Source organism: Pseudoalteromonas sp. SWXJZ94C (genome assembly GCF_015864385.1).
GTDB lineage: Bacteria > Pseudomonadota > Gammaproteobacteria > Enterobacterales > Alteromonadaceae > Pseudoalteromonas.
This window is the reverse complement of sequence record NZ_JADYXF010000006.1, coordinates 110,063-131,598: the sequence shown is the minus strand read 5'-3', so window position 1 is coordinate 131,598 and position 21,536 is coordinate 110,063. Positions and strand designations below refer to the sequence as shown.

Here is a 21,536-nt window from a genome sequence, read left to right as displayed (position 1 = left end):
TTTTTTCACCCAAATTTGTATGCAAATAGCATAACATTTCTTTCTTAATGGGTGGCCAAAATTACTTTACCACTACATACAGCAACAATTAAGGTAGCGAACAGTGCATTACTATGTGTCTTGTTTTCAATTTTACGAATTCCAGCAACATCTAATAAAGTAAGAATTGATGTGGCTACAAATACAAACACACACACCCAAATAATGATGCTCAGATGAATCAAAATTATTCTCCAGTACGCTTAACAGCTTATTAAACCCACTTTGAGGGTTATAACACCCCAAAACGGCGTATATTACGTTGTTCGATAATTAAACCAAACAACTCATTTATAAACAGACAATTACAATCGCTACTCAGTAGCCTTTGTTATTTAACCCCAAAACGACTTTCAATAATGTTATGGGACAAAACTCAAATTACTGTACCTATACACAGCAATTAATTAATTCTATTTTTATTTAAAGCTTTATATCCCTAGCCTTTAAAATCTTGTATCCCTCTCACAAGGATCACCATCCTTATCGCCATCCATTTTTGTATTCGGGCAGTTATTAATAAAAAATATTGCTTCGTCTTTAGATGTCATTTGGCTACAGTGCTGCCTGCCATCACACGTAAAATTTTGCGTGCTTTTTGGAATAACGACTTTTGGGTATTTTTTATCAAAGGTAGCTAAATCGTCATTGGTAATAACGGGTGTTTGGCTGCTTGAGTGAGTGTTGTATTTATTAAATGCATATAAACAAAGTACGGCGATAAGACCAATTGAGGCGACTTTACCTAAAAAGCTACTGGCAAAATTAGATTTGGCAATGCGGTGCGGCTTGTTATGGCTTGTATTAGAATGTGGTGCATTCGCCGTTTTATTAAATGTTGCATTAGTTGTTTGATTAGGTGCTTTAAGTTCTGCAACGCCTTCTATGCGGCAATTAATTGCTTTGGTTTTACCATCGGGCTGGGTCGCTACTTCAAAATAAATGGTATCGCCCACTTTAGGCTTGCGGCTCATGTGTTTGAGCGCTGATATGTGTATAAACGTGTCGTGTTCTAAAGTGTCTGATTTAATAAAACCAAACCCTTTGTCGGTTTTCCACGATTTTAACAATCCTTTGTGCATATAAGTGCCTTAATAACCTGTAATGCTTAAACTGCGCTTTACGCTAGTTTCATTTAATTAACACTTGTTATTATACGTTCCTAAATCAAAACCATGCAACTAAATATTCATATTACGTTAATTTTACGCTTTATCTATTAAACAAAATTAATAAACCAAGTTATTAAAAAGTTATTAAATTTAACTATTAACTAAGCGCTTAAATAATTAAGCCTTAAAGTAAAGCTAAGTAAAAATTCAACTTGTTTATTTGTAATTTGCGGCTATATGTCCTTTAACTTCTGACAATAACTTTGTACAAAGCCACTAGCTTAACAGCTTGTTTACACAAGATTTTGTCATAAGTTATTTCTATCTGAATTAAGCTTTTTTAGTGTGATTTCTCATTCGTTATTTGCCCGTTTTATCTATACAATCCACACCTTGTTTTTACGTACATATTTCAAGTGATTATCTCATGCTATTAACGATTGTTTATATTATTGGTATTACAGCAGAAGCCATGACGGGCGCACTTAGCGCAGGGCGAATGAAAATGGATTGGTTTGGCGTAGTGCTGGTAGCCAGTGCGACCGCAATTGGCGGTGGTAGCGTACGAGATATATTACTTGGCAATTACCCACTTACCTGGGTACAACACCCAGAGTATTTATTAATTACCTGTATTGCCGGTATTGTTACTACGTGGCTTGCTAAATGGGTGGTTAAGTTTAAAGGTATATTTATGCGCTTAGATGCCCTTGGTTTAGCTGCCTTTAGTATTATTGGCTGCCAAGTAGGGCTTAATATGGGCTTGCACTACGGTATTTGTGTAGTGGCAGCTATTGTTACTGGCGTATTTGGTGGCTTACTGCGTGATTTAATATGTCGTCAAGCGCCGTTGGTATTGCATAACGAGCTGTATGCGAGCGTAGCGTTAATTGTAGCGTGCCTATATTTAGCACTGCACCATTATAATATTGACGACAACCTAAGCATTGTTGTAAGCCTAGTTGCGGGATACTTAATACGTATGGCGTCAATACGCTTTAAATGGCGCTTACCTACGTTTAGTTTATTAGAACCTGCTAAATAGTTAAAATAGTTATATAAGACAGGCTTGAATCTGCTAGGCAATAAAGCCTGTCTTCTCTTTAATGATCTTACTATTTGTACTCACACTACATCGCTTAACGCGGTTTTAGAGCCGCTGTTATTGTGTGCCATTACGCTAAAGCTGCCATCGGTTTCGAGTACAACTGCGGCAACCTCTTCTATTGCAATAATACCGGCGCCTCGCACAGCAGCGCGAATTTCTGACTTTGTTACCCGTTGTGATTTAAGGGCTGAATTACAATACTCGCCATTACTTAATAATAATGTGGGTTTTGCTTTTACAAGCGCTGCAAATTTTGACGAGCGCACACTAAACCAAGTAATAGCGTATTGCAGCCCTATTAGTACCATAAAGGCAAGAATGCCCTCAAACAGCGGGACACTTTTTGAAATAATAACAGACGCTAATATAGAGCCCAGCGCAATGGTGACTACAAAGTCGAACACATTCCAATTAGATAGTGTTCGCTTGCCCGATACACGCAACCAAAACACCAGCGCTACATAACCCAGTACACCAATAATAAGTACGCGCATTAAACCCTGAACATCATCAAAAAACATGCTTACTCCTTTATTTTTAAAGCCGCTATTAAATTTAACCCTTCTTTAATTTAGTTAATAGCTTTGCACCTAAAATCGTACCAATGGGGATAAATAAAAGCCATAGATATGCATAAAAATTTAAAGCAGGTTTAAGCAATGCAAAGTCATTTACACGTTTATTTTTGAGCAGCATGTAACTTATAAAATAACCAACTATTGCTGGTGCAATTTGTATTAACGAAATTACAATACCTGATGCAATATGCCCTGCTATTAATTTAGGATCGCCACCAGCAAATACTATATAAGCATTGTAAATACCTGTAAAAAAACTAATTAGCGAGAGTATTATAAATGCCTGTAAAAACAGGCATAAAAAAGTAAAAGCTTGTTCAAAAATAATCCTTACTTTGCTAAGCGTTAATCATTGCTTAACCGTAGTTGTTGCGAGTGAGTGCAATACTTTACCTATTTTTTTAGCCGCTGGGCAATTTACAGCATTATGGCGCTCAGCTATATAAGTAGGATCGTTGTAACTTAACCATACTTGCGATTGTGCGTCTTCCCAAACCAGTGCTTTTAGCGGTAAATCAATACCTATTGTTTGTGCGCACTGCATAAGAGGCGTACCGCCTTTAGGGTTACCAAATATAAGAACCTCTGTTGGGCGTAGTTGTTTATCTACTTTTTTAGCACCAGCTGCATGATCTATTCGTGCAAATATATTTAGCCCTTTTTGTTTTGCCGAATTCTCAAACTTATCCATAGTGGCTTTAGCGCTTAATGGGCTTTTTACTGAAATTAGTCCCTCTACTGCGTTAGCATTTGTAATAGCAAAGAGTAATGCGAGTCCAAAAATAATGTTTAATGTTTAATGTTTTCATACTTTCTCCTTTGAATATAAGTTTCTCTTTCACTTTTTTAAAATATTGATTGCTTTGCTGTCAAAAACTTATCAACTGTGGAGCGTAAAAGCTATAAATAATAAATTTACTCAATCGTTGTTTGGTGAGAATATTAACTGTTTTTCATAGAAGCCCGTAATGTTAGATGACGCTCTATGTTGTTGTTAAATTAAAAGGATTTATTTTGAAATTGATTAAACCGGTATTAACTTTGTCAATGATACTTTGTTTGCAAGGCTGTATTTCATACGATTTAGTATATGTTGAAACACATATCACAGGAAAAATACCAAAAAGAGGAACAGCCGTAAAAGAAGTAAAATACAAAGGGGGCTTTAAGTGGGTTGGCCTTATTATTTCACCAATAGCGCCATTCCCCATAATGTTCCCTTATGGTCGCGAACACACAACAACTTGGACCTCGAGAACAGATGGCATTGTTTACAAAGAAAGGCAATACACTAAATCTAAGGGTTATGGCTGTTTTTTTCTGGGTCCTGAAATAAATGGCTGCAGTGATGAAGCTACGTGGGGTACGTTTTTTATAAATGATTTAAAGCTGCATTAACTATTATCAACCATTCTTTAATGCCTAGGTGAGTTTAAATTAAACTTAGAGTTGATTATGATAGTTTAAGCATTATATCTATGCTTTCGCTTCTTAATTATTAGAAAGGATCACCATGTCTAACTATAACGAATCTCCAGAACAAGTTGCACAAGCTACTCAAGGCTTTGTTATGCAGCAAACTATGTTGCGTATTAAAGATCCAAAACCGTCTTTAGAATTTTATCAAAATGTATTGGGTATGAAGCTGTTAGGTAAGTATGACTTTCCTGGTATGAAGTTTACGCTTTACTTTTTAGGCTACGAGCAAGAGCTGCCAGAAGGCGATGATAAAGCAAAAGCTGAATGGGTGTTTCGTCGCCCTGCCTTAATTGAGTTAACGCATAATTGGGGCACTGAAAGCGACGACAGTTTTGAGGGATACCACAGTGGCAATCAAGAACCAAAAGGCTTTGGTCACATTGGCATTAGCGTGCCAGACGTATACGCAGCAAGTGAGCGTTTTGCAAAATACGATGTTGAATTTGTAAAAAAACCAGATGATGGCTCAATGAAAGGCTTGGCGTTTATTAAAGACCCTGACGGTTACTGGATTGAAATACTCTCTGCTGAGGGAATTACTGAAATTATTCTTTCTCAGTAATTATTATTTCTCGATAACTAAAATATTACACATAAAAAAGCCTGCTAATGCAGGCTTTTGGTTATGTAGTAAGTAATATTTAAACGTTATTTACGCAGTGCGTCTATTCGCGCATCAAGCGGTGGGTGCGATGAAAACAACTCAGCCATACCTTTACCACTTGCAATACCAAAGGCCATCATTGAGCCTTGTAATTGCGACGGGTGGTTTTGCTTTAATCGCTCAAGAGCTGAGCGCATTTTGTCTGCACCTACCAATTCTGCTGCGCCACTGTCGGCTGCAAACTCACGTTTACGGCTGTAACTTGCAACCACTATGCTTGCAAGCACACCAAATAATACTTGAAATACCATATCAAATAAGAAGTAAGTCCAGCTACTGCCGCCCTCTTCTTTATCGCTATTTATAAAGTTGTCTACAATGCCTGCAAGTACTTTTGCGGCAAATATTACAAAGGTGTTTACCACGCCTTGTATTAGCGTAAGCGTTACCATGTCGCCATTAGCAATATGCGATACTTCATGGGCAAGTACAGCTTCGGCTTGATCTTGGTTCATGTGGTGTAACAAACCTGAACTTACTGCCACTAATGAATTGTTTTTACTTGGGCCGGTTGCAAACGCGTTCATTTCTGGGCTTTCGTAAATTGCCACTTCAGGCATGTTAATACCTGCTTTTTTGGCTTGCTCAGATACTGTTTGCACAAGCCAATGTTCGGTTTCGTTGCGCGGTTGTGTAATTACATGTGCGCCTGTTGATCTTTTTGCGATCCATTTCGACATAAGTAACGAAATAAACGATCCGCCAAAACCAAATACTGAGGCTATAAGTAAAATTCCGCCAAGGCTACGATGGCTTAAACCCAGCACACTCATTATTATTGAAAGCACTACAGCTAATACCAACATAACTGCTAGGTTGGTTAATAAAAACAAAAATACACGTTTCATATTGTCCTCACAAAATAGTATTGATCACTGAACGATTAAAATATTTTGTATTAAATCGGCTAAAGCAATCACGACAAAATGACACACTATGTCATTTTGTTAACGCTATTCTGTGACAAACTATGTCATAACACAAGTATTATTTTTATGTTTATTAATAATTTTTTATGTGGCATTTTTGCCATTATTTAAGCATAAAATGTGTGGGCTAAATAGCTTCATACAGGTTGTTATTTACGCCGGCCATTTCAATAGGAAAACCACGCTCACCGGCCAATACACGTGCTACTTCACCAATATTTTCGCGGCTATTATGTTTTAGATACGACCATTGATGAGTATCACGATGATGATTTATAGTAGGATCACAGCTTAATATTCCCAATTTTATAAACTCAGCCACTATTTGATCTGCAGCTATTAACGTTGACGATGCTTTTACATTTTCAGCCCGTGCATAACTAATATGAGAATATAAACTTACATCAGCTACGCGCAAAGTGTCGTCATCCCCTGGGATTTGTTGCCCGCCAAACAAGGCATTATTTTGTGTGCTAGCACTTTTAAACGCGGGTACAAACTCGGCTACATAATCAATTGCGGTTTGAGTACGTGTTTGCAATGCTGTTTTGTCCCAGCCATCTTTAATGTAATGCAGATATTTATTGGGAATTTTAGGCTGTGCGCTCATTGGCGTTGCATCAGCTAATCCATCATTAAACAATGTAATGTTGTTGGTCATGCCATGTATTTGAAAATACCCGTTAGGGTAAGGCGTTAGCTGCGCCATACCTTCTGGCGTGCCACGGTTACCATAAATAATTATTTCGGGTATTTGCCCACCAGCACCTTGCCAATGAGTGATGTAAGAGGCTTTAAATTCAACCATACGTTTTACATCTACCCCAACCAAGTCATCAATAATACCGGTTTGAAAACCACACGCATTAATTAGGTAATCTACCTCAATGGTTTGTGTATCGGCTTTTGAATCAGTTTGCGCATTAAGATTTGGCTCTGATTGATATTCAATGCGCCACTTATGTGTTTGCTTATCATTATTACTATTTATAACTGGCGATACATTTTTAACGCTGGTGCTGGTTAAAACGTGTGCATGTTTGTACTCGGCAAGGGCGAGTTGAGCACTGGCCGATAAACGAAATATATTCCAACCATATTCTTGTGCAACAATGAGCGGAAACTTTAGCTTATCTAAATCTAAATGCTTAGCGACGGGTATCATCCACTCATCTAACGACGTTGGCTTGGCTACTTGTTTTTGCTTAGCAAGTTTTAGCATTTGTGCGCGACTATATAACTGATAATAATGCTCTGGCTCGCCTAATACTTTATTAGCGCTGTCTTGTTCAATAAGCTCGCTGTAGGCTTTTACTAATTTATTTAAACGCGGAAATAAGTCCTCGGGTGAGTCGTCATCGCGCTTGGGCACTGCAAATACTGTAGGGCGAACATCGATGGTATGGGGATAAAGGCGAGCAATATCTATACATTGCTTGAGTAAATCTATGCAGTCTTCGTCGGGTATTTCGCGATATAAATTGCCACCTGCGTGCAAATGGCACATTGGAGGACCATCAATTAACGACTTTTTCTTTTCAAGTACGTAAGTTTCTAACCCTAACGCAGCAAGCCTAATGGCTATTGTGGCGCCTGCGGTGCCCCCACCTATTATGCCTACGCGTTTTTTAGGTAAGCCATTGTTTAGTGCTTTTGGCTCGGCGCTTACGTGCGCATTTTGGGCGTAGCTTTTAATAAATGGGTGCGTCATATAGTCGTTATGTCCTTAGTAACATTGTCGTAAATGTCATCTGCAGTTGGTAAAGTTTATATGTGTACTAACGTAGGCTATTTCAAGGCTTAAACACAATAAATAAGTTCATGTATTCAATACAAAAACCGCTTTGTATTTAACAAAGCAGTATTTTAATTTTTAAGAATTTAAATCGAGGGTATTGAGTAAGCTTTTGTATATTTGTAATTTAGGAGTTTGCTCGCTGTATGGGCTTATGGCAAGTATTGGGAACGGTAAACGTGCTTTAAGTGAATCAAGGTTTGCTTGGTACTCGTCCATATTTTTATCTACTTGGTTTGCAATCCAGCCAACGCAGTTTATACCCATACTTTGCATATGCGCAGCGGTTAGTAACGCATGATTTAAGCAACCTAGCTTCATGCCTACAACGAGTATTACCGGCATTTTTTCTGCTTTAACCCAGTCGTATAAATACTCCGTATTGTTAATAGGTAACGCCCAGCCACCAGCGCCTTCGGTAAGTATGTAATTAGCACCCTGCTGTTTTACATCTTTATAAGCATTACTTAGTTTATCTACAGTAATACTAACCCCAACTTGCTCAGCGGCTATGTGCGGCGCAATAGGTGGTGCAAACGCAAACGGATTTACTACGTCGTATTTAGCGCTGACTGTTGCACTTTCCATTAGTATGAGGGCATCGGCATTTACTAGCTGATCGAACGCCATTTCGCAGCCAGCAGCAAGGGGTTTAAAGCCAATGGCTTGTTTTTTATGTTGGGCAAGTAACTTTAATAGCAAACTGGTAACGTGGGTTTTTCCGGCATCGGTGTCGGTGCCTGTTATAAAAAATTCTTTCATGCGTTGCCTTTAATGTCTTTGGGCTTATTTAGTGTTTTTCTAATGATAACAGCACCACATGATAAGACACACATGCTTTGTTATTTATAAGCGGATACGCATTACATACATGTTGCAGTGCTGACTTGGTAAGTAATCCTTGGCGCGTATTGGTATGATTTTGTGTAGTAGCGCCAATAGCTTTAATAGAGGCAATAGCTTTTAAAGGTGTTGTGTATTCATCGGTATAAATACGTTTTTGAGCGCTGTTAATAGTAAACCCTGCATTTTGGACTGATTGGTTTATATGCAATTCACTATTAAAGGTATTTATGTGGCTGTTAGAATCAAGCGCTGCAAAGGCTGTTTTTATTTCGTTAAGTGAGCCCTCTACCACAGCGCTTATGTACGCCTGCCCGCCTGGTTTTAATATGCTGTAAAGTGATTGCATTAAAGCCGAGAAATTAGCAGACCACTGCACTGCAAAATTACTGTAAATTACATCAACACTGTTTGCTTGTAGCGGTAAGTTATCCATATCGGCGCATATTTTTGATGTAGTTAAATCACTACTTTGCAGCATGTTTAAGCTCAAATCCATTGCAATAACGCTTGCAAACATACTTTGTAAGGTATGCGTATTAACAAGCGGACCTGCACCTAAATCAACACAAAGCTTATTTTTATTAAAGTCTGGTTTTATGAGTGAAAATAAATCGCTTGCTGCGTGTTTTTGTACATTTGCATGGGTGTTATAACGCGCTGCCGCCTTTGAAAACTTACTTTGGGCAGACTTTTTAAGCTCTTTGTTTAGCTCCTTGCTTAAATCCTTGTTTAACTCTCTATTTAAATCGCTACCCACTAGGCATGGTTTTACTCGTTGTGTTTGCACTAGGTCTGTTTTTAATACTGGCTGAGCAGTCATGCTATTGCACCTACTAAGTGTTTAACTAAGTGCGTTATGTCTTGCTCGGTATGTGCGGCGGTTAAAGTAATGCGCAAACGTGAGGTGTTATGTGCAACCGTGGGCGGTCTAATTGCAGTGAGCCAAATACCCTGTTGTTTAAGTTTATCTTCCGCTTGCAACGTTTGCTCAGCGCAGCTTAATACAATGGGTTGTATGGCTGTGTTTGATAGCATTACAGCAATATTGTGAGTTTTAGCGAGTTGCTTAAATAACGCAATATTGGCATTTAGCTTATCGCGTTTATCATTGGCTGTTTTTATGCTTTTAATACGCGCAAGTGTATGGCTTGCCATAAGCGGCGACATAGCGGTTGAATACGTGTAATCACGATTAAATTGCAGCATGTAATCAATAAACTGTTTACTGCCTAATACACATGCGCCGCTACTGGCGACTGCTTTACCAAAGGTAATAACCAGTATTTCGGGAAGCGCTAAACCCTCATCTAACAACGCTTCGCAACTGCCCAAACCGGTTTTACCTAATGCACCAAAGCCGTGTGCGTCATCAATCATTAGCCATGCGTTGTGCTGTTTTGCAAGTGCGAGCAATTCTCTAAGAGGTGCGGTATCGCCATCCATCGAAAACACACCTTCGCTTATAATTAGCTTGTTTTGCGCTTTTGATTTTTCGAGCCGTGAACGTAAATGGTTCATGTCGTTATGATTAAAACGTACTAAAGCCGCGTTAGAATGCATAGCCCCGTCAATCAGGCTTGCATGATTTAACTTATCTTGAAAAATAGCGCTGTTTTGTGCAGCTGCTTTATCTTGAAACAACGCTTTAATTACGCTGCTATTAGCGCTAAACCCTGAGTTAAATAGCATCCCTGCGCCATAACCAAATTGCTCGCATAAGTATTGCTCAAGCGCTTTTTGCTGCGCCTGATAACCTGTCACTAATGCGGAGCTGTGGCTGCCTAATGCTTGGGAGTCATTAATATTAACAGCCACATCTCCAAAGCCTAAGTAATCGTTACTGGCAAAATTAAGATAGGTTTTATTATTAACCGTTATGGTACGCGCTGTTGCATGTTGCACTACGTGGCGCTTACGAAGTAACGCATCTTGCTGGCGAGCCTGCAGATGCGTATTTATAAAATCAAAAGGCATAGATATAAAAGCCTACGCTTCGTAAAACAATTCAGACGTTGCTTTGTCGGCTACTTGCGATGAAAGCGAGGCTTCTACTGCTTCGTCTGAATAGTCGTGACGCGTTTCGGGGTTCATACCTAGTTTTTTAATTAGGTTCATATCGGCATCAGCGTCTGGGTTTTCGGTGGTAAGAAGTTTGTCGCCATAAAATATTGAGTTAGCGCCTGCAAAAAAGCACATTGACTGCATTTGCTCGTTCATGGCGTTACGCCCTGCCGATAAACGTACATAACTGTGTGGCATCATAATGCGTGCTGTTGCAATGGTACGTACAAATTCAAAATGATCTAAATCGTCTGCGTTTTCAAGCGGTGTGCCTTTAACTTTAACGAGCATATTAATAGGCACGCTTTCTGGCTGTTGTGGCAAATTAGCTAGCTGCATCAGTAACCCATAACGGTCGCTTGCTTGCTCGCCCATACCGACTATTCCGCCTGAGCATACTTTCATACCTGCATCGCGTACGTGATCAATGGTATTTAATCTATCTTGAAAAGTACGGGTTGATATAATTTGTTCGTAATACTCAGGTGACGTGTCGAGATTATGATTGTAGTAATCAAGCCCTGCGTCTCTAAGCTCATGGGCTTTTTCGTTAGTGAGTTTACCCAGCGTCATACAGGTTTCTAACCCTAGCTCTTTTACTTCTTTAACCATTTGCGAAATGTATGGCATGTCTCTGTCTTTTGGATCTGACCAAGCAGCGCCCATACAAAAACGCGTCGCGCCTTTTTGTTTTGCAAGGCGTGCTTGCTCTACTACTTTTTCTACTTCTATTAAGCGTTCGCGTTCTAAATCTGTTCGGTAATGACCCGACTGCGGACAATACTTACAATCTTCTGGGCAAGCGCCTGTTTTAATTGATAACAAGGTAGAAATTTGCACTTCATTTGGGTTGAAGTTAGCACGGTGAACCGAGGCGGCTTTAAAAAGTAAATCGTTAAATGGCATTTCAAATAATGCTTTAACCTCATCGTGGGTCCAATTGTGACGAACAGGTGCAAGTTCCATAATACTCTCTTATTTTTTTCATAACGGTGATATTGGCTTAGTCTACGAGTTGAAGTACCATTGTCAACGAACCCAACCAATTTAAAGTTTACATATGAATAAAAAGAATACGATTGACCTTGATTTTGATCGTGAGCACATTTGGCACCCATACACATCTATGACCAAGCCAATTCCGGTATATCCCGTTACACATGCAAATCACAATATTATTCACCTCGAAACTGGCGAGCAATTAATCGATGGTATGGCCTCGTGGTGGAGTGCAATACATGGCTATAACCACCCTGTTATAAATAACGCCATGATTGAGCAAATTAATAATATGAGCCACATTATGTTTGGCGGTATTACGCATAACAGTGCGGTAGAGCTGTGCAAAAAAATAGTAAATATAACGCCACCTAGTTTAACTAAAGTGTTTTTAGCCGACAGCGGCTCAGTAAGTGTTGAAGTGGCAATAAAAATGGCGCTGCAATATTGGTTGAGCCAAGGTATTACTACAAAACAAAAATTAATGACACCTTACAAGGGCTACCATGGCGACACCTTTGCAGCCATGAGCGTATGCGACCCCGTTAACTCAATGCATAGTTTATATTCAGGCTTTTTACCTGAGCATGTATTTGTGCCTGCGCCGGTTAGTAAATTTGATAGCGAGTTTAACCACGGTGAAGCCCAAGAGCTTGAAGAATACTTTAAAGCAAACCACAACCAAGTAGCCGCCTTTATCATTGAGCCTATTGTACAAAACGCGGGTGGTATGAACTTTTATCACCCTGATTATTTAGCTTGCGTACGTAAATTGTGCACCCAATATAACGTACTGCTAATTTGCGACGAAATAGCCACAGGCTTTGGTCGTACTGGTAAATTATTTGCTGTAGAGCACGCCAATATAGAGCCCGATATAATGTGTATTGGTAAAGCATTAACCGGCGGTTCAATGACGTTATCAGCCACTATAACAAGCGATAAAATAGCTATTGGCATAAGCGAAGGTGAAGCGGGTGTTTTAATGCATGGTCCTACGTTTATGGGTAACCCGCTTGCCTGTGCAGCAGCCTGCGCAAGTATTGATTTATTACTTGAGCAAAACTGGCAACAACGAATAAGCCAAATAAACACCCAACTACAACAACTTAATAAATGCAGTGAACTAGATGCGGTTGCCAATGTGCGTACCTTAGGTGCAATAGGCGTTGTTGAGCTAAAGGATACTGCTGGTAATGTTGATGTTGCTAGAATTCAGGCTTATTTTGTAGAGCAAGGTGTGTGGATCCGCCCATTCGGTAAACTAATTTACCTTATGCCACCGTATATAAGTGACGAAACCAGTATAAAAACACTGTGTAATGCTATTTATAACGCCATTAAAGGCAAGCATTACGCTTAATAACGGGTCTCAATACAACTTATAGTGCTATTTATAGGTAACTTACCGCTACATTTAGTGTTTTTATCTATTAAGCGAGTTTGTGGTTATTGATCTCACTAACCATAAGCTATATGATAATGGCTATCATTTACAATTACTCTTTTTGGACTTTTCTGCTATGAATTTATTATTTAAACCAGCAAAAACCTTAGGTGCAAGCCTTTTACTAGCCTCGGCGTTTATGGCTCAACCTGTATTTGCCAACGGCCCTATTGGTGAGCATGTAAACCATCTTCAAGAAAACATTAAAAGCTACACCGAAGAAGTAGAATGGATGGTAGGCAAAGTTGATACCATGGTAAGCGACTACGATACTAAAGGCGCAAAAGCGGTAAAAACTGATGATTTAATTGAATATTGGGAATCAGTAAAATTTCATAGTGCAATAGAAACTAACTTTGTACCGGTATACGCCTCTATTTGGCAAGGTATTTACGGCGTTAAAATGGCTATCGAAAATGCTAAACCAGCGGCTGAAGTACGTAAAGAGCAAGAAGCGATGAACATAGCCTTGTGGCAAGGTCTTGGGGCTGTTAAGCTTGCTGCAAAATTCCAGCAAAAAGGCTTGTTAGACGCTGTAAAAGCAACCGCTACAACTCAAATGACACAAAGCGCGACAATTGACGAAATTAAGCACAAATTAGACCGTGTAGTAGCTAAATTTGCTGAGCGCTTACAAGACGAAGCAACTGAAATTGTTCACGATACTTACCTACACCTGTTTGAAGGCGTAGAAGGTACTCTTATCGAGCAAGACGCAAAACTAGTTGAAGTGCTGGAAAAAGACTTTAACGTAACACTGCCACAAGCAATTAAAAACAGCAAAAGCGTAGATGAAGTACGCGATGTGATTAGTGATATGCAAACAAAATTAGACCGCGCTAAGGTTTTAATAGAAAAAGCCGAAAAAGCACGTAAGGATGTATTTTAAGTGAAGCGTAGGACCTTTATTCAAGGCCTAGCTGCGTTAGGGGTGGTTGGCTCATTGCCACTACCTCTTTCTCGTGCGCTAGCCGCTGATATAGCAAACCCTGTTTCTGTTGATGATTTACCAAAGCTTAAAGGTGAGCTAACCCTTTATTTAGGCCGAGGCGAAGGTGGTTTGTATGAAAACGTATTACAAGCAATCCAGAAAAAAAATCCAGACTTTAAACTCGGTATACGCCGAGGTCCAACGGCTGCGTTAGCTAATACCATTGTTGCTGAGTCTAAAGCGGGTGTTCGCCGCGCTGATTTATTTTGGGCAGTTGACTCAGGCGCGATTGGTTTAGTAACCGATGCAGGTCTTGCACAACCTATTCCAAGTGATTTATCTGCTCAGTTACAACCACAATTTAGATATAAAGAGTGGGCACCTGTAACTGGTCGCATTCGTACATTGCCATATAACACGTCGCGTTTGACCAAAGATCAAATTCCAACAAGTATTATGGAAATTGCCGACAGCGATTTAAGTATTGGTTGGGCACCCGCCTACGCTTCTTTTCAATCATTTGTAACCGCAATGCGAATTTTAGAAGGCGACGACAAAACCGCTAAGTGGCTTAAAAAGATTCAAAAACGTGCTAAAACATACGCTGGTGAATTAGGTGTTGTTATGGGCGTTGAACGTGGCGAAGTTGATATTGGTTTTGCTAATCACTATTACACATTGCGTTTAAAATCAGGCAAGCCTGATGCTAAACTTGATTTAGCATTTACACAAAATGATGCTGGCTGTTTAGTTAATGCATCGGGTGTATTAGCGCTTAACGACGATCCGCTTGCTACTAACTTTATGCGTTACTTACTAAGTAAAGAAGTACAAGGTTACTTAGCCAGCGAAGCGTACGAAATTCCACTAGTAAATGGTATTACCCAACCTGAAGGTTTACCGTCACTTGCTAATATTTCTCCACCTAAAGTAGATTTAACACAGCTTGCTGATTTACGCCCTACTATAGATTTGATGCGTAGCAGCGGCGTATTGTAATGAGAATACCTGCCTCTTACCCAATGGCGCTGCTTGCAGCGCTCATTACGCTTACCCCTGTTTTTATATTAATGGTACTAGCGAGCGATTCAAGCTCAGTATTTGATAGCCACAATCTTAAAATTTTAGGCAACACGTTATCTTTAATGGGATTAACGGTATTAGGCTCTATTTTAATTGGTGTGCCACTGGCGTTTATTAGTGCCTATGTTCATTTACCTTTCAAAAAACTGTGGCTAGTTATATTTGCAGCCCCGCTTGCAATACCTAGCTACATTGGCGCATTTACCCTTTATGCTGCTTTTGGTCCTGGAGGTGAAATAAATACCTTAACGGGAATAGAAACACCATCAATGTATGGTTTAACAGGCGCTGCAATTGTAATGACGCTGTATACCTTCCCATTTGTAATGATGACAACTCGTTCATCCTTACTTAGTCTTGATGCGAGTATGGTTAACGCAGCACGTACGCTAGGCATGTCGATGACACAAAGCGTGTTTAAAGTAATATTACCGCGTGTAGTTAATGGCATTGCAGCCGGCTCTTTGTTAGTTGCGCTTTATACATTATCAGACTTTGGTACACCGGCAATGATGCGCCTAGATACCTTTACCCGTGTAATTTATGTTGAATACAACTCGTTTGCTTTAGGTCGCGCAGCAATGCTCTCGCTGCAACTAATGGTTATTGTAGGGTTTTTGTTATTACTAGAATCACAAATAAAAACAGCGACCGAAAAACAAGGTCGTTCATTAGTGTTATTCCCTAAAAAATGGCAGTTAAGTGCAATGTTTTTAACGTTTGCTCCTATATTGTTTTTAGCTATTGGTTTACCGCTTGCCATATTTTCGCTTTGGTTAGCACGAGATGGTTTAAGTTCTTTTGATTTTAGTATTGCATGGAATTCAACATATGCATCGCTTATTGCCGCTGTAGTAACCGTTATTGTTGCAATACCCGTTGCACATGCAGCACTTAGTGGTAAAGCGGGCAAAATAATGGAACGAGTCACTTATTTTGGTTTTGGTATTCCGGGTATAGTAATGGGCACAGCGCTTGTTTACGGTGGTTTGCAGTTATCATTTTTATACCAAACATTAGGGCTGCTTATTATTGCTTATATGCTGCGTTTTTTACCGCTTGCAGTAGGCTCTGTAAGAACAAGCACCGAACACTTAGATCCAAGCTTAGTAAAGTCTGCGCGCGTACTTGGCGCAAGCCCCCGCGAAGTATTTACTCGCATTACACTGCCTTTAACTATGCGCGGTATTATTGCTGGCGCAGCACTGGTATTTTTAGAATCAATGCGCGAATTAGAAGCCACTTTGCTACTTGGTCCTACTGGGTTTGAAACCCTTTCGACTTATTTATGGCGTGTATACGAAGCGGGATATTTTGGTCGTGCTGCTATTCCTGGATTACTTTTAGTAGTGATTTCTGCCTGCGCGTTAGCTATTATGCTTTCTGGCGAAAAACGCAACCAGTTTGAACACTAAGGATTTAAAAATAAATGCTATCTGTAAGTAAGTTGTCTATAGATTATGGAAGTAACCGTGTAGTAAGCGATTTAAACTTATCACTGGGTGAAAACGAAATCCTTATGCTTGTAGGACCTACAGGTTGTGGTAAAAGTACTATTTTACAAGCACTCGCTGGTCTTATACCTATTAGCGAAGGTGAAATAAACGTTGATAAATGGCGTGCAACACCAAAATTAACGGTACCTCCCGAAAAGCGTAGTGTAGGCATGGTATTTCAAGATTTTGCGTTATTTCCGCACTTAACCGTACAGCAAAACATTTGCTTTAGATTAAAAGATACAGCCCCTGCCGAGTATTGGATAAACCTACTTGGACTGAGCGATTTTAGAGAAAAAAAACCAGCAACGCTTTCTGGCGGACAAAAACAACGTGTAGCACTTGCGCGCACCCTTGCCCATCAGCCAGACTTTGTATTGCTTGATGAGCCGCTTTCTAACTTAGATGCTGCCCTTAAAGACATGCTTCGTTGGGATATTAGAAACGCACTTAAAGCCGCTGGCGTACCTGCTATTTGGGTAACACACGATCAAGAAGAAGCTCTTTCGGTTGGTGATCGTGTTGGCGTTTTAAAAGGTGGTAAAATTCAGCAAATCGATACACCCGAGCGCTGCTTTAGCACGCCAAACAATCGTTTTGTGGCACGTTTTTTAGGTGAAGCAAGCTTTATTGCAGGCAGCTTTGAGAACGGACAAGTCACTACCTCGATTGGTAATGCGCCGGCTCATGGCGTTGACTGTGAAAGTGGTGATGTTGATGTACTGCTACGCCCTGACGATGTATTGCTTGTACAAAGCAGTGTTGGTAATAACGGCGAAGTCATTTGGGTACGTTTTGAAGGTGGCAGCCGCTTGTGTGCAATAAAATTAGCGTGCTCTACCGTTGTAACTAGCCGAGTAAACCATGAAGTTGTGGTAAACCCAGGCGATGAAGTACATGTTTCATTAAGCACATCACACCCACTAGCGGCTTATAAAACTATAGACTGATTAAAAGATTGATGTAGGTATTAATTTAAACATTAATACCTACATCAATACTTGCTATTTAGAGCCAAAATTCAATTTTAAATACGTTCCCCGTTAAAACCCTATTGCGCTTAAAACTAATACTTTCTACCTTTAAAAAATTCACTATAGTCAATAAAAAACAATAATATGCAGGTTAAATTATGAACCTGTTGCTATTAATCGGCTGTTACTGTTTACTGAACAAAGATTAATGTTCAAACAGTTCCCCTCAGGTATCGTTTATCAGGTTACGCCTTTTATATTAGTTAAAACCACACACATACATTAAAACACATTATTAAGCATTGCTTTTAGCTAACGTATTATAAAAATAAAATTATATTCACAGCGTTAATGAACCTAAATTATTCTTTATAAGTTTAAGATAATGTTCAGCCCTTAATGGTACAAAGGATTTAGAAAGTGGATAAAATAAGTACCAAAAAAGAACTATTAGAATACTCTGAAAGTATTGTAAATACAGTTCGAGAACCACTCATTGTTTTAGATCAGAACTTAAGAGTAGTAACAGCGAGTCGCTCATTTTATGAGTTTTTTCGCGCTAATCACAAAGACACCGTTGGAAAGTTAATATACAACCTTGGTAATAATCAATGGAACATTCCCAAGCTTCGTGAATTATTAGAAACCATATTGCCTCAAAAAACGAGCTTTGATGATTACAAAGTTGAGCATAATTTTAAAACAATTGGCTGGCGTACAATGTTGCTCAACGCAAGGCAAATTAAACGTACTCAGTCAAAAGATCGAATTATTTTATTATCTATCGAAGACATTACCGAACGTAATGCGATTCAAGAAGGGTTAGTAAAAGCAAACAAAGAATTAGAAGTGCTTACAAATGATTTAGAAAGTGCAGCTCGAGTTAAGTCAGAGTTTTTAGCAAATATGTCGCATGAACTGAGAACCCCGCTTAATTCTATTAATGGTTTTTCTGAGGTACTTTACGATGAGACATTTGGCACTTTAAACGACAAACAAAAACAGTATGTTAAAAATGTACTGGTAAGTGGCAAACACTTACTGTTACTTATTAACGAAATACTGGATATGGCAAAAATTGAAGCGGGCAAAATGACTCTGACCATTTCTCATTTGCCAATTCGCCAAGTACTGCACGAAATTACGGGGCTTACAGCAGATACAGCTAATCAAAAAAAACTGAACATGTGCCTTGAAATTGCTGATGATTTACCCTCTATTGAAGCTGATTCTCTTAAAGTTAAACAGATACTTTATAATTTGCTTTCAAATGCAGTTAAATTTACGCCTGATACTGGTCAAATTGGTGTTAAAACACGCCATACTGATACAGAAATAGAGATAACAATTTGGGATACGGGTATTGGTATTGCGGCTGAAAATATGGAAAAAATATTTGAAGGCTTTTTTCGCATAGAAACCCCCTACTCTAGATTAACAGAAGGTACAGGACTTGGACTGCCTATTGCAAAAAGTCTAGTAAAGTTGCATGGAGGCGAATTTGTTATTGAATCTGAAGGTGTTAATAAAGGCACTTCGGTTCGTATAACTTTGCCAATTAAACAAAAGCCTATGGTAAAGCATAATGAAAACCAAAATAGTAGTAGTTGACGATAACGCTAATAATCTATTGCTAGAGGAGGATCTTTTACTCATGGCAAATTTTGAAGTATTCACTGCCATGAATGCAAAAGATGCCCTTTTGGCAATAAGACGTGAACACCCAAAAATTATTATTTTAGATGTTCAACTACCAGATATGTCTGGAACAGAAGTTGCCAAAATTTTGCGTGATGAAAAAGAAACTGCAAATATCCCTATTGTATTTGTTACGGCTTCTGTTTTACCCGCTGATATAGACCAATTACTGTGTATACCTAACAGTGCGTATATTTCTAAGCCTATAGACACACGCATGTTCGCTAAACAAATAAGTTTATATATAAAGTAATAACCACCTTGGTTCAAACCTTAATACACAGGAAAAGTTGATGAAAGATAGCCCTTTAATTTTGGTTGTTGATGACAATCTTCAAAATATAGAACTCATGCAAGCTTACCTTGAACCTAAGGGATATAAAACAGTAACCGCTACTGGTGGTCAACAAGCATTAGACTTGTTAGCCGAGCAACCAATTGACATTATTTTACTTGATATAATGATGCCAGGCATGAACGGTTTTGAAGTAACACGCCGTGTTAGAGAAAATGCTGTATTAAAACTTTTACCTATCATACTTATTACTGCTTTAAGAGAGACAAAAGAACGAGTAGAAGGAATTGATGCTGGTTGTGATGACTTTATTACAAAGCCTGTAGATAAAAACGAGTTGTTATCGCGTGTTAAGTCCCTTCTTAAAATTAAAGACTATAACGATTTAAGAACTAATTATCAGAAGCAATTAGAAACTGAAGTTGCCCAAAGAACTGAGTCATTAAAACAAGCAATGCAAGCTATTAAAGATGCATCGCTTGAAACAATTAATAGATTAACTAAAGCTGCTGAATATAAAGATGAAGAAACTGGCGCGCACATACAACGAATGAGTTTATATTCTGAAGCCGTTGCACGCAGCTTTGGATTAGATGAAACGACAGTTGAAAACATTTTGTTTTCAGCGTCAATGCATGACCTAGGAAAGATTTCTACACCTGATCATATTTTGCTAAAGCCGGGTCAACTAGACGCCGCAGAATGGGAAATAATGAAACAGCATACCGTTGTAGGCGCGAGTATACTTTCAGGTTCTGATTCTGAAGTTATTAAACTAGGTGAAGTTATTGCTCGCTCACATCATGAAAAATGGGACGGCTCTGGTTATCCTGATGGCTTAAAAGGTAATGAAATTCCAATTGCAGCACGCGTAGTTGCTATTGCTGATGTATTTGATGCCCTGTCGTCAAAGCGTCCTTATAAAAAATCATTCTCACAAGAGAAAACATTTGCCATTATTAAAGACGGTAGCGGAAGTCACTTTGATCCAGAAATAGTAGATGCTTTTTTTGCAGTTCAAGAAGATATTTTAGCGATTAAACAAAAGTATGCTGAAAAGTAACACGTCCATAATTAATTAAAGAAAACGCTATAAACGACCATACCCCAATAAGCCTTCACCAATGCAAGGCTTTACTCAAATGTTTTTTTTAAATACTTTAAACCTCTGCCAATATTGAAATAAGTGACTATATTTATTAAAACAATCCAGATGGACCTGAGAATTTTGAAGCAAATGTGCTTTACCACTTTGGTTTTATTGGTGATAAAACAGGGTCTGTTTATCTTTCTAGATTAAGCCAGTAAAGTAGTAGTAGCAAACGATGTGTTTGCTTGTACGACTGCAAGCAGTAATCCGGAAATTTATAAAAAGCCGTTTTGATAGCGCAACTATTAATAAACTTTGAGATATTTCATGGCGAGATTGGAGCAGCAATAAAATTACTGCTCATTTAGATGCTATTACAAAATGAGATATTAACGCTTTAACTAAAATCTAGTTAATAGATTTAAAAACTACCACTCAAACATGTACGCCATTTTGCTTATTGTTTTAAGCGGAATATGGTGAGAGTTACGCTTAGCGTATAAATGTTGCATAGATTTGTCTTTAACTTCACCCACTATCACTTCTTTAACCTGATAACCTAAAGCGGTAGCCGCTTGTGAGTACGCTACAAATTCCCACTTTTTGATATTAGTATTATCAACAATCACCAAGGGTATTCCTTGAGCAAGTGAATTTATAAAGCGCGCTAAATTTAAATTATGAAATTGCGGTAATTTAAATTTATCAAAGTGGTATTCCCCCTGATCATCAATAAAATAATCATCAGTCGAACAAATTAGATATTGGCTTTCGTCAGCCCCGCCTAATTCATCAGCTAGGTTTTGTGCATAGTAAGACTTACCGCTTCCTGGTAGTCCTCGTAAAATAAAAACTTGTTTCATAGCATCGATTTTTTTAAGAGTGAATAAATATAAATTTGATTTGTTGTTA

21 protein-coding genes are annotated in these 21,536 nt (G+C 38.8%); 11 read left to right on the top strand and 10 right to left on the bottom strand.

The genetic code is table 11. From position 1 onward, the window contains the following. Positions 1-485: 485 nt before the first annotated feature. Positions 486-1,121, bottom strand: coding sequence for a cold shock domain-containing protein (locus tag I6F65_RS04160; RefSeq protein ID WP_197111691.1), 636 nt, complete (start codon positions 1,119-1,121; stop codon positions 486-488). A gap of 457 nt (positions 1,122-1,578) precedes the next feature. On the opposite strand from I6F65_RS04160, the gene I6F65_RS04155 reads away from it, so the two are divergent. Further along, complete coding sequence (locus tag I6F65_RS04155) at positions 1,579-2,196, top strand: trimeric intracellular cation channel family protein (RefSeq protein WP_197111682.1); 618 nt, start codon at positions 1,579-1,581, stop codon at positions 2,194-2,196. Between the two features lie 80 nt (positions 2,197-2,276). Here the strand turns inward: I6F65_RS04155 and I6F65_RS04150 are convergent, their stop codons facing one another. After that, entirely contained in the window at positions 2,277-2,780 is a 504-nt protein-coding gene (locus tag I6F65_RS04150) for a DUF421 domain-containing protein (protein WP_197111680.1), read from the bottom strand. Between the two features lie 406 nt (positions 2,781-3,186). Next, a complete protein-coding gene (locus I6F65_RS04145; RefSeq protein ID WP_197111678.1) occupies positions 3,187-3,528 on the bottom strand; it encodes a DUF302 domain-containing protein in 342 nt (113 codons plus the stop codon). A 323-nt stretch (positions 3,529-3,851) separates the two neighbouring features. On the opposite strand from I6F65_RS04145, the gene I6F65_RS04140 reads away from it, so the two are divergent. Together I6F65_RS04140 and gloA are read left to right on the top strand one after the other, a co-directional pair. Continuing rightward, positions 3,852-4,235, top strand: coding sequence for a hypothetical protein (locus I6F65_RS04140; RefSeq protein WP_197111676.1), 384 nt, complete (start codon positions 3,852-3,854; stop codon positions 4,233-4,235). A 115-nt stretch (positions 4,236-4,350) separates the two neighbouring features. Then, complete coding sequence (gene gloA / locus I6F65_RS04135; protein ID WP_197111675.1) at positions 4,351-4,878, top strand: lactoylglutathione lyase; 528 nt, start codon at positions 4,351-4,353, stop codon at positions 4,876-4,878. A gap of 86 nt (positions 4,879-4,964) precedes the next feature. On the opposite strand, the gene htpX is transcribed toward gloA, so the two are convergent. The 6 genes from htpX to bioB form a co-directional block, all read right to left on the bottom strand. Next, entirely contained in the window at positions 4,965-5,828 is an 864-nt protein-coding gene (gene htpX, locus I6F65_RS04130; RefSeq protein WP_197111673.1) for a protease HtpX, read from the bottom strand. Between the two features lie 208 nt (positions 5,829-6,036). After that, positions 6,037-7,620: an FAD-dependent oxidoreductase gene (locus tag I6F65_RS04125; RefSeq protein WP_197111671.1), complete on the bottom strand. Its 1,584-nt coding sequence runs from the start codon at positions 7,618-7,620 to the stop codon at positions 6,037-6,039. A gap of 162 nt (positions 7,621-7,782) precedes the next feature. Continuing rightward, positions 7,783-8,466 carry a dethiobiotin synthase gene (bioD, locus tag I6F65_RS04120; protein WP_197111669.1) on the bottom strand — a complete coding sequence of 228 codons (684 nt, stop codon included), beginning with the start codon at positions 8,464-8,466 and terminating at the stop codon, positions 7,783-7,785. 28 nt (positions 8,467-8,494) lie between these two features. Beyond that, positions 8,495-9,370 carry a methyltransferase domain-containing protein gene (locus I6F65_RS04115; protein WP_197111667.1) on the bottom strand — a complete coding sequence of 292 codons (876 nt, stop codon included), beginning with the start codon at positions 9,368-9,370 and terminating at the stop codon, positions 8,495-8,497. Beyond that, positions 9,367-10,524 carry an 8-amino-7-oxononanoate synthase gene (locus I6F65_RS04110; RefSeq protein WP_197111665.1) on the bottom strand — a complete coding sequence of 386 codons (1,158 nt, stop codon included), beginning with the start codon at positions 10,522-10,524 and terminating at the stop codon, positions 9,367-9,369. Before I6F65_RS04110 ends, I6F65_RS04115 begins: the two co-directional genes overlap by 4 nt. Before the next feature lie 12 nt (positions 10,525-10,536). After that, positions 10,537-11,577: a biotin synthase BioB gene (bioB, locus tag I6F65_RS04105; protein WP_024612103.1), complete on the bottom strand. Its 1,041-nt coding sequence runs from the start codon at positions 11,575-11,577 to the stop codon at positions 10,537-10,539. Between the two features lie 94 nt (positions 11,578-11,671). Here bioB and bioA point away from each other — a divergent pair, with 94 nt between their 5' ends. The 8 genes from bioA to I6F65_RS04065 all read left to right on the top strand — a co-directional run bounded on the left by bioA (position 11,672) and on the right by I6F65_RS04065 (position 20,597). Then, positions 11,672-12,973, top strand: coding sequence for an adenosylmethionine--8-amino-7-oxononanoate transaminase (gene bioA / locus I6F65_RS04100; protein WP_197111663.1), 1,302 nt, complete (start codon positions 11,672-11,674; stop codon positions 12,971-12,973). 160 nt (positions 12,974-13,133) lie between these two features. After that, positions 13,134-13,946: a hypothetical protein gene (locus I6F65_RS04095; protein WP_197111661.1), complete on the top strand. Its 813-nt coding sequence runs from the start codon at positions 13,134-13,136 to the stop codon at positions 13,944-13,946. Continuing rightward, complete coding sequence (locus tag I6F65_RS04090) at positions 13,947-14,987, top strand: extracellular solute-binding protein (protein WP_165726090.1); 1,041 nt, start codon at positions 13,947-13,949, stop codon at positions 14,985-14,987. It begins immediately after the preceding gene. Further along, a complete protein-coding gene (locus tag I6F65_RS04085) occupies positions 14,987-16,486 on the top strand; it encodes an iron ABC transporter permease (RefSeq protein WP_024612105.1) in 1,500 nt (499 codons plus the stop codon). Before I6F65_RS04090 ends, I6F65_RS04085 begins: the two co-directional genes overlap by 1 nt. A 14-nt stretch (positions 16,487-16,500) precedes the next feature. Further along, positions 16,501-17,517, top strand: coding sequence for an ABC transporter ATP-binding protein (locus I6F65_RS04080; RefSeq protein ID WP_197111659.1), 1,017 nt, complete (start codon positions 16,501-16,503; stop codon positions 17,515-17,517). Between the two features lie 444 nt (positions 17,518-17,961). Continuing rightward, on the top strand, positions 17,962-19,152 hold the full coding sequence (locus tag I6F65_RS22040) for a HAMP domain-containing sensor histidine kinase (RefSeq protein ID WP_166109106.1): 1,191 nt from the start codon (positions 17,962-17,964) through the stop codon (positions 19,150-19,152). Next, positions 19,127-19,492, top strand: coding sequence for a response regulator (locus I6F65_RS04070; protein WP_166109107.1), 366 nt, complete (start codon positions 19,127-19,129; stop codon positions 19,490-19,492). The genes I6F65_RS22040 and I6F65_RS04070 overlap by 26 nt, the downstream gene beginning before the upstream one ends. A gap of 40 nt (positions 19,493-19,532) precedes the next feature. Next, complete coding sequence (locus I6F65_RS04065) at positions 19,533-20,597, top strand: two-component system response regulator (RefSeq protein WP_166109108.1); 1,065 nt, start codon at positions 19,533-19,535, stop codon at positions 20,595-20,597. A gap of 455 nt (positions 20,598-21,052) precedes the next feature. Here the strand turns inward: I6F65_RS04065 and I6F65_RS04060 are convergent, their stop codons facing one another. Then, positions 21,053-21,487: an AAA family ATPase gene (locus I6F65_RS04060; protein WP_024612615.1), complete on the bottom strand. Its 435-nt coding sequence runs from the start codon at positions 21,485-21,487 to the stop codon at positions 21,053-21,055. Between the last annotated feature and the right edge of the window lie 49 nt (positions 21,488-21,536).

What these genes read in the sequence shown, in the direction of transcription:
- I6F65_RS04160 (WP_197111691.1), bottom strand. Translation starts at nt 1,121, where the DNA reads ATGCACAAAGGATTGTTAAAATCGTGGAAAACCGACAAAGGGTTTGGT.
- I6F65_RS04155 (WP_197111682.1), top strand. Translation starts at nt 1,579, where the DNA reads ATGCTATTAACGATTGTTTATATTATTGGTATTACAGCAGAAGCCATG.
- I6F65_RS04150 (WP_197111680.1), bottom strand. Translation starts at nt 2,780, where the DNA reads ATGTTTTTTGATGATGTTCAGGGTTTAATGCGCGTACTTATTATTGGT.
- I6F65_RS04145 (WP_197111678.1), bottom strand. Translation starts at nt 3,528, where the DNA reads ATGGATAAGTTTGAGAATTCGGCAAAACAAAAAGGGCTAAATATATTT.
- gloA (WP_197111675.1), top strand. Translation starts at nt 4,351, where the DNA reads ATGTCTAACTATAACGAATCTCCAGAACAAGTTGCACAAGCTACTCAA.
- htpX (WP_197111673.1), bottom strand. Translation starts at nt 5,828, where the DNA reads ATGAAACGTGTATTTTTGTTTTTATTAACCAACCTAGCAGTTATGTTG.
- I6F65_RS04125 (WP_197111671.1), bottom strand. Translation starts at nt 7,620, where the DNA reads ATGACGCACCCATTTATTAAAAGCTACGCCCAAAATGCGCACGTAAGC.
- bioD (WP_197111669.1), bottom strand. Translation starts at nt 8,466, where the DNA reads ATGAAAGAATTTTTTATAACAGGCACCGACACCGATGCCGGAAAAACC.
- I6F65_RS04115 (WP_197111667.1), bottom strand. Translation starts at nt 9,370, where the DNA reads ATGACTGCTCAGCCAGTATTAAAAACAGACCTAGTGCAAACACAACGA.
- I6F65_RS04110 (WP_197111665.1), bottom strand. Translation starts at nt 10,524, where the DNA reads ATGCCTTTTGATTTTATAAATACGCATCTGCAGGCTCGCCAGCAAGAT.
- bioB (WP_024612103.1), bottom strand. Translation starts at nt 11,577, where the DNA reads ATGGAACTTGCACCTGTTCGTCACAATTGGACCCACGATGAGGTTAAA.
- bioA (WP_197111663.1), top strand. Translation starts at nt 11,672, where the DNA reads ATGAATAAAAAGAATACGATTGACCTTGATTTTGATCGTGAGCACATT.
- I6F65_RS04095 (WP_197111661.1), top strand. Translation starts at nt 13,134, where the DNA reads ATGAATTTATTATTTAAACCAGCAAAAACCTTAGGTGCAAGCCTTTTA.
- I6F65_RS04085 (WP_024612105.1), top strand. Translation starts at nt 14,987, where the DNA reads ATGAGAATACCTGCCTCTTACCCAATGGCGCTGCTTGCAGCGCTCATT.
- I6F65_RS04080 (WP_197111659.1), top strand. Translation starts at nt 16,501, where the DNA reads ATGCTATCTGTAAGTAAGTTGTCTATAGATTATGGAAGTAACCGTGTA.
- I6F65_RS04070 (WP_166109107.1), top strand. Translation starts at nt 19,127, where the DNA reads ATGAAAACCAAAATAGTAGTAGTTGACGATAACGCTAATAATCTATTG.
- I6F65_RS04065 (WP_166109108.1), top strand. Translation starts at nt 19,533, where the DNA reads ATGAAAGATAGCCCTTTAATTTTGGTTGTTGATGACAATCTTCAAAAT.
- I6F65_RS04060 (WP_024612615.1), bottom strand. Translation starts at nt 21,487, where the DNA reads ATGAAACAAGTTTTTATTTTACGAGGACTACCAGGAAGCGGTAAGTCT.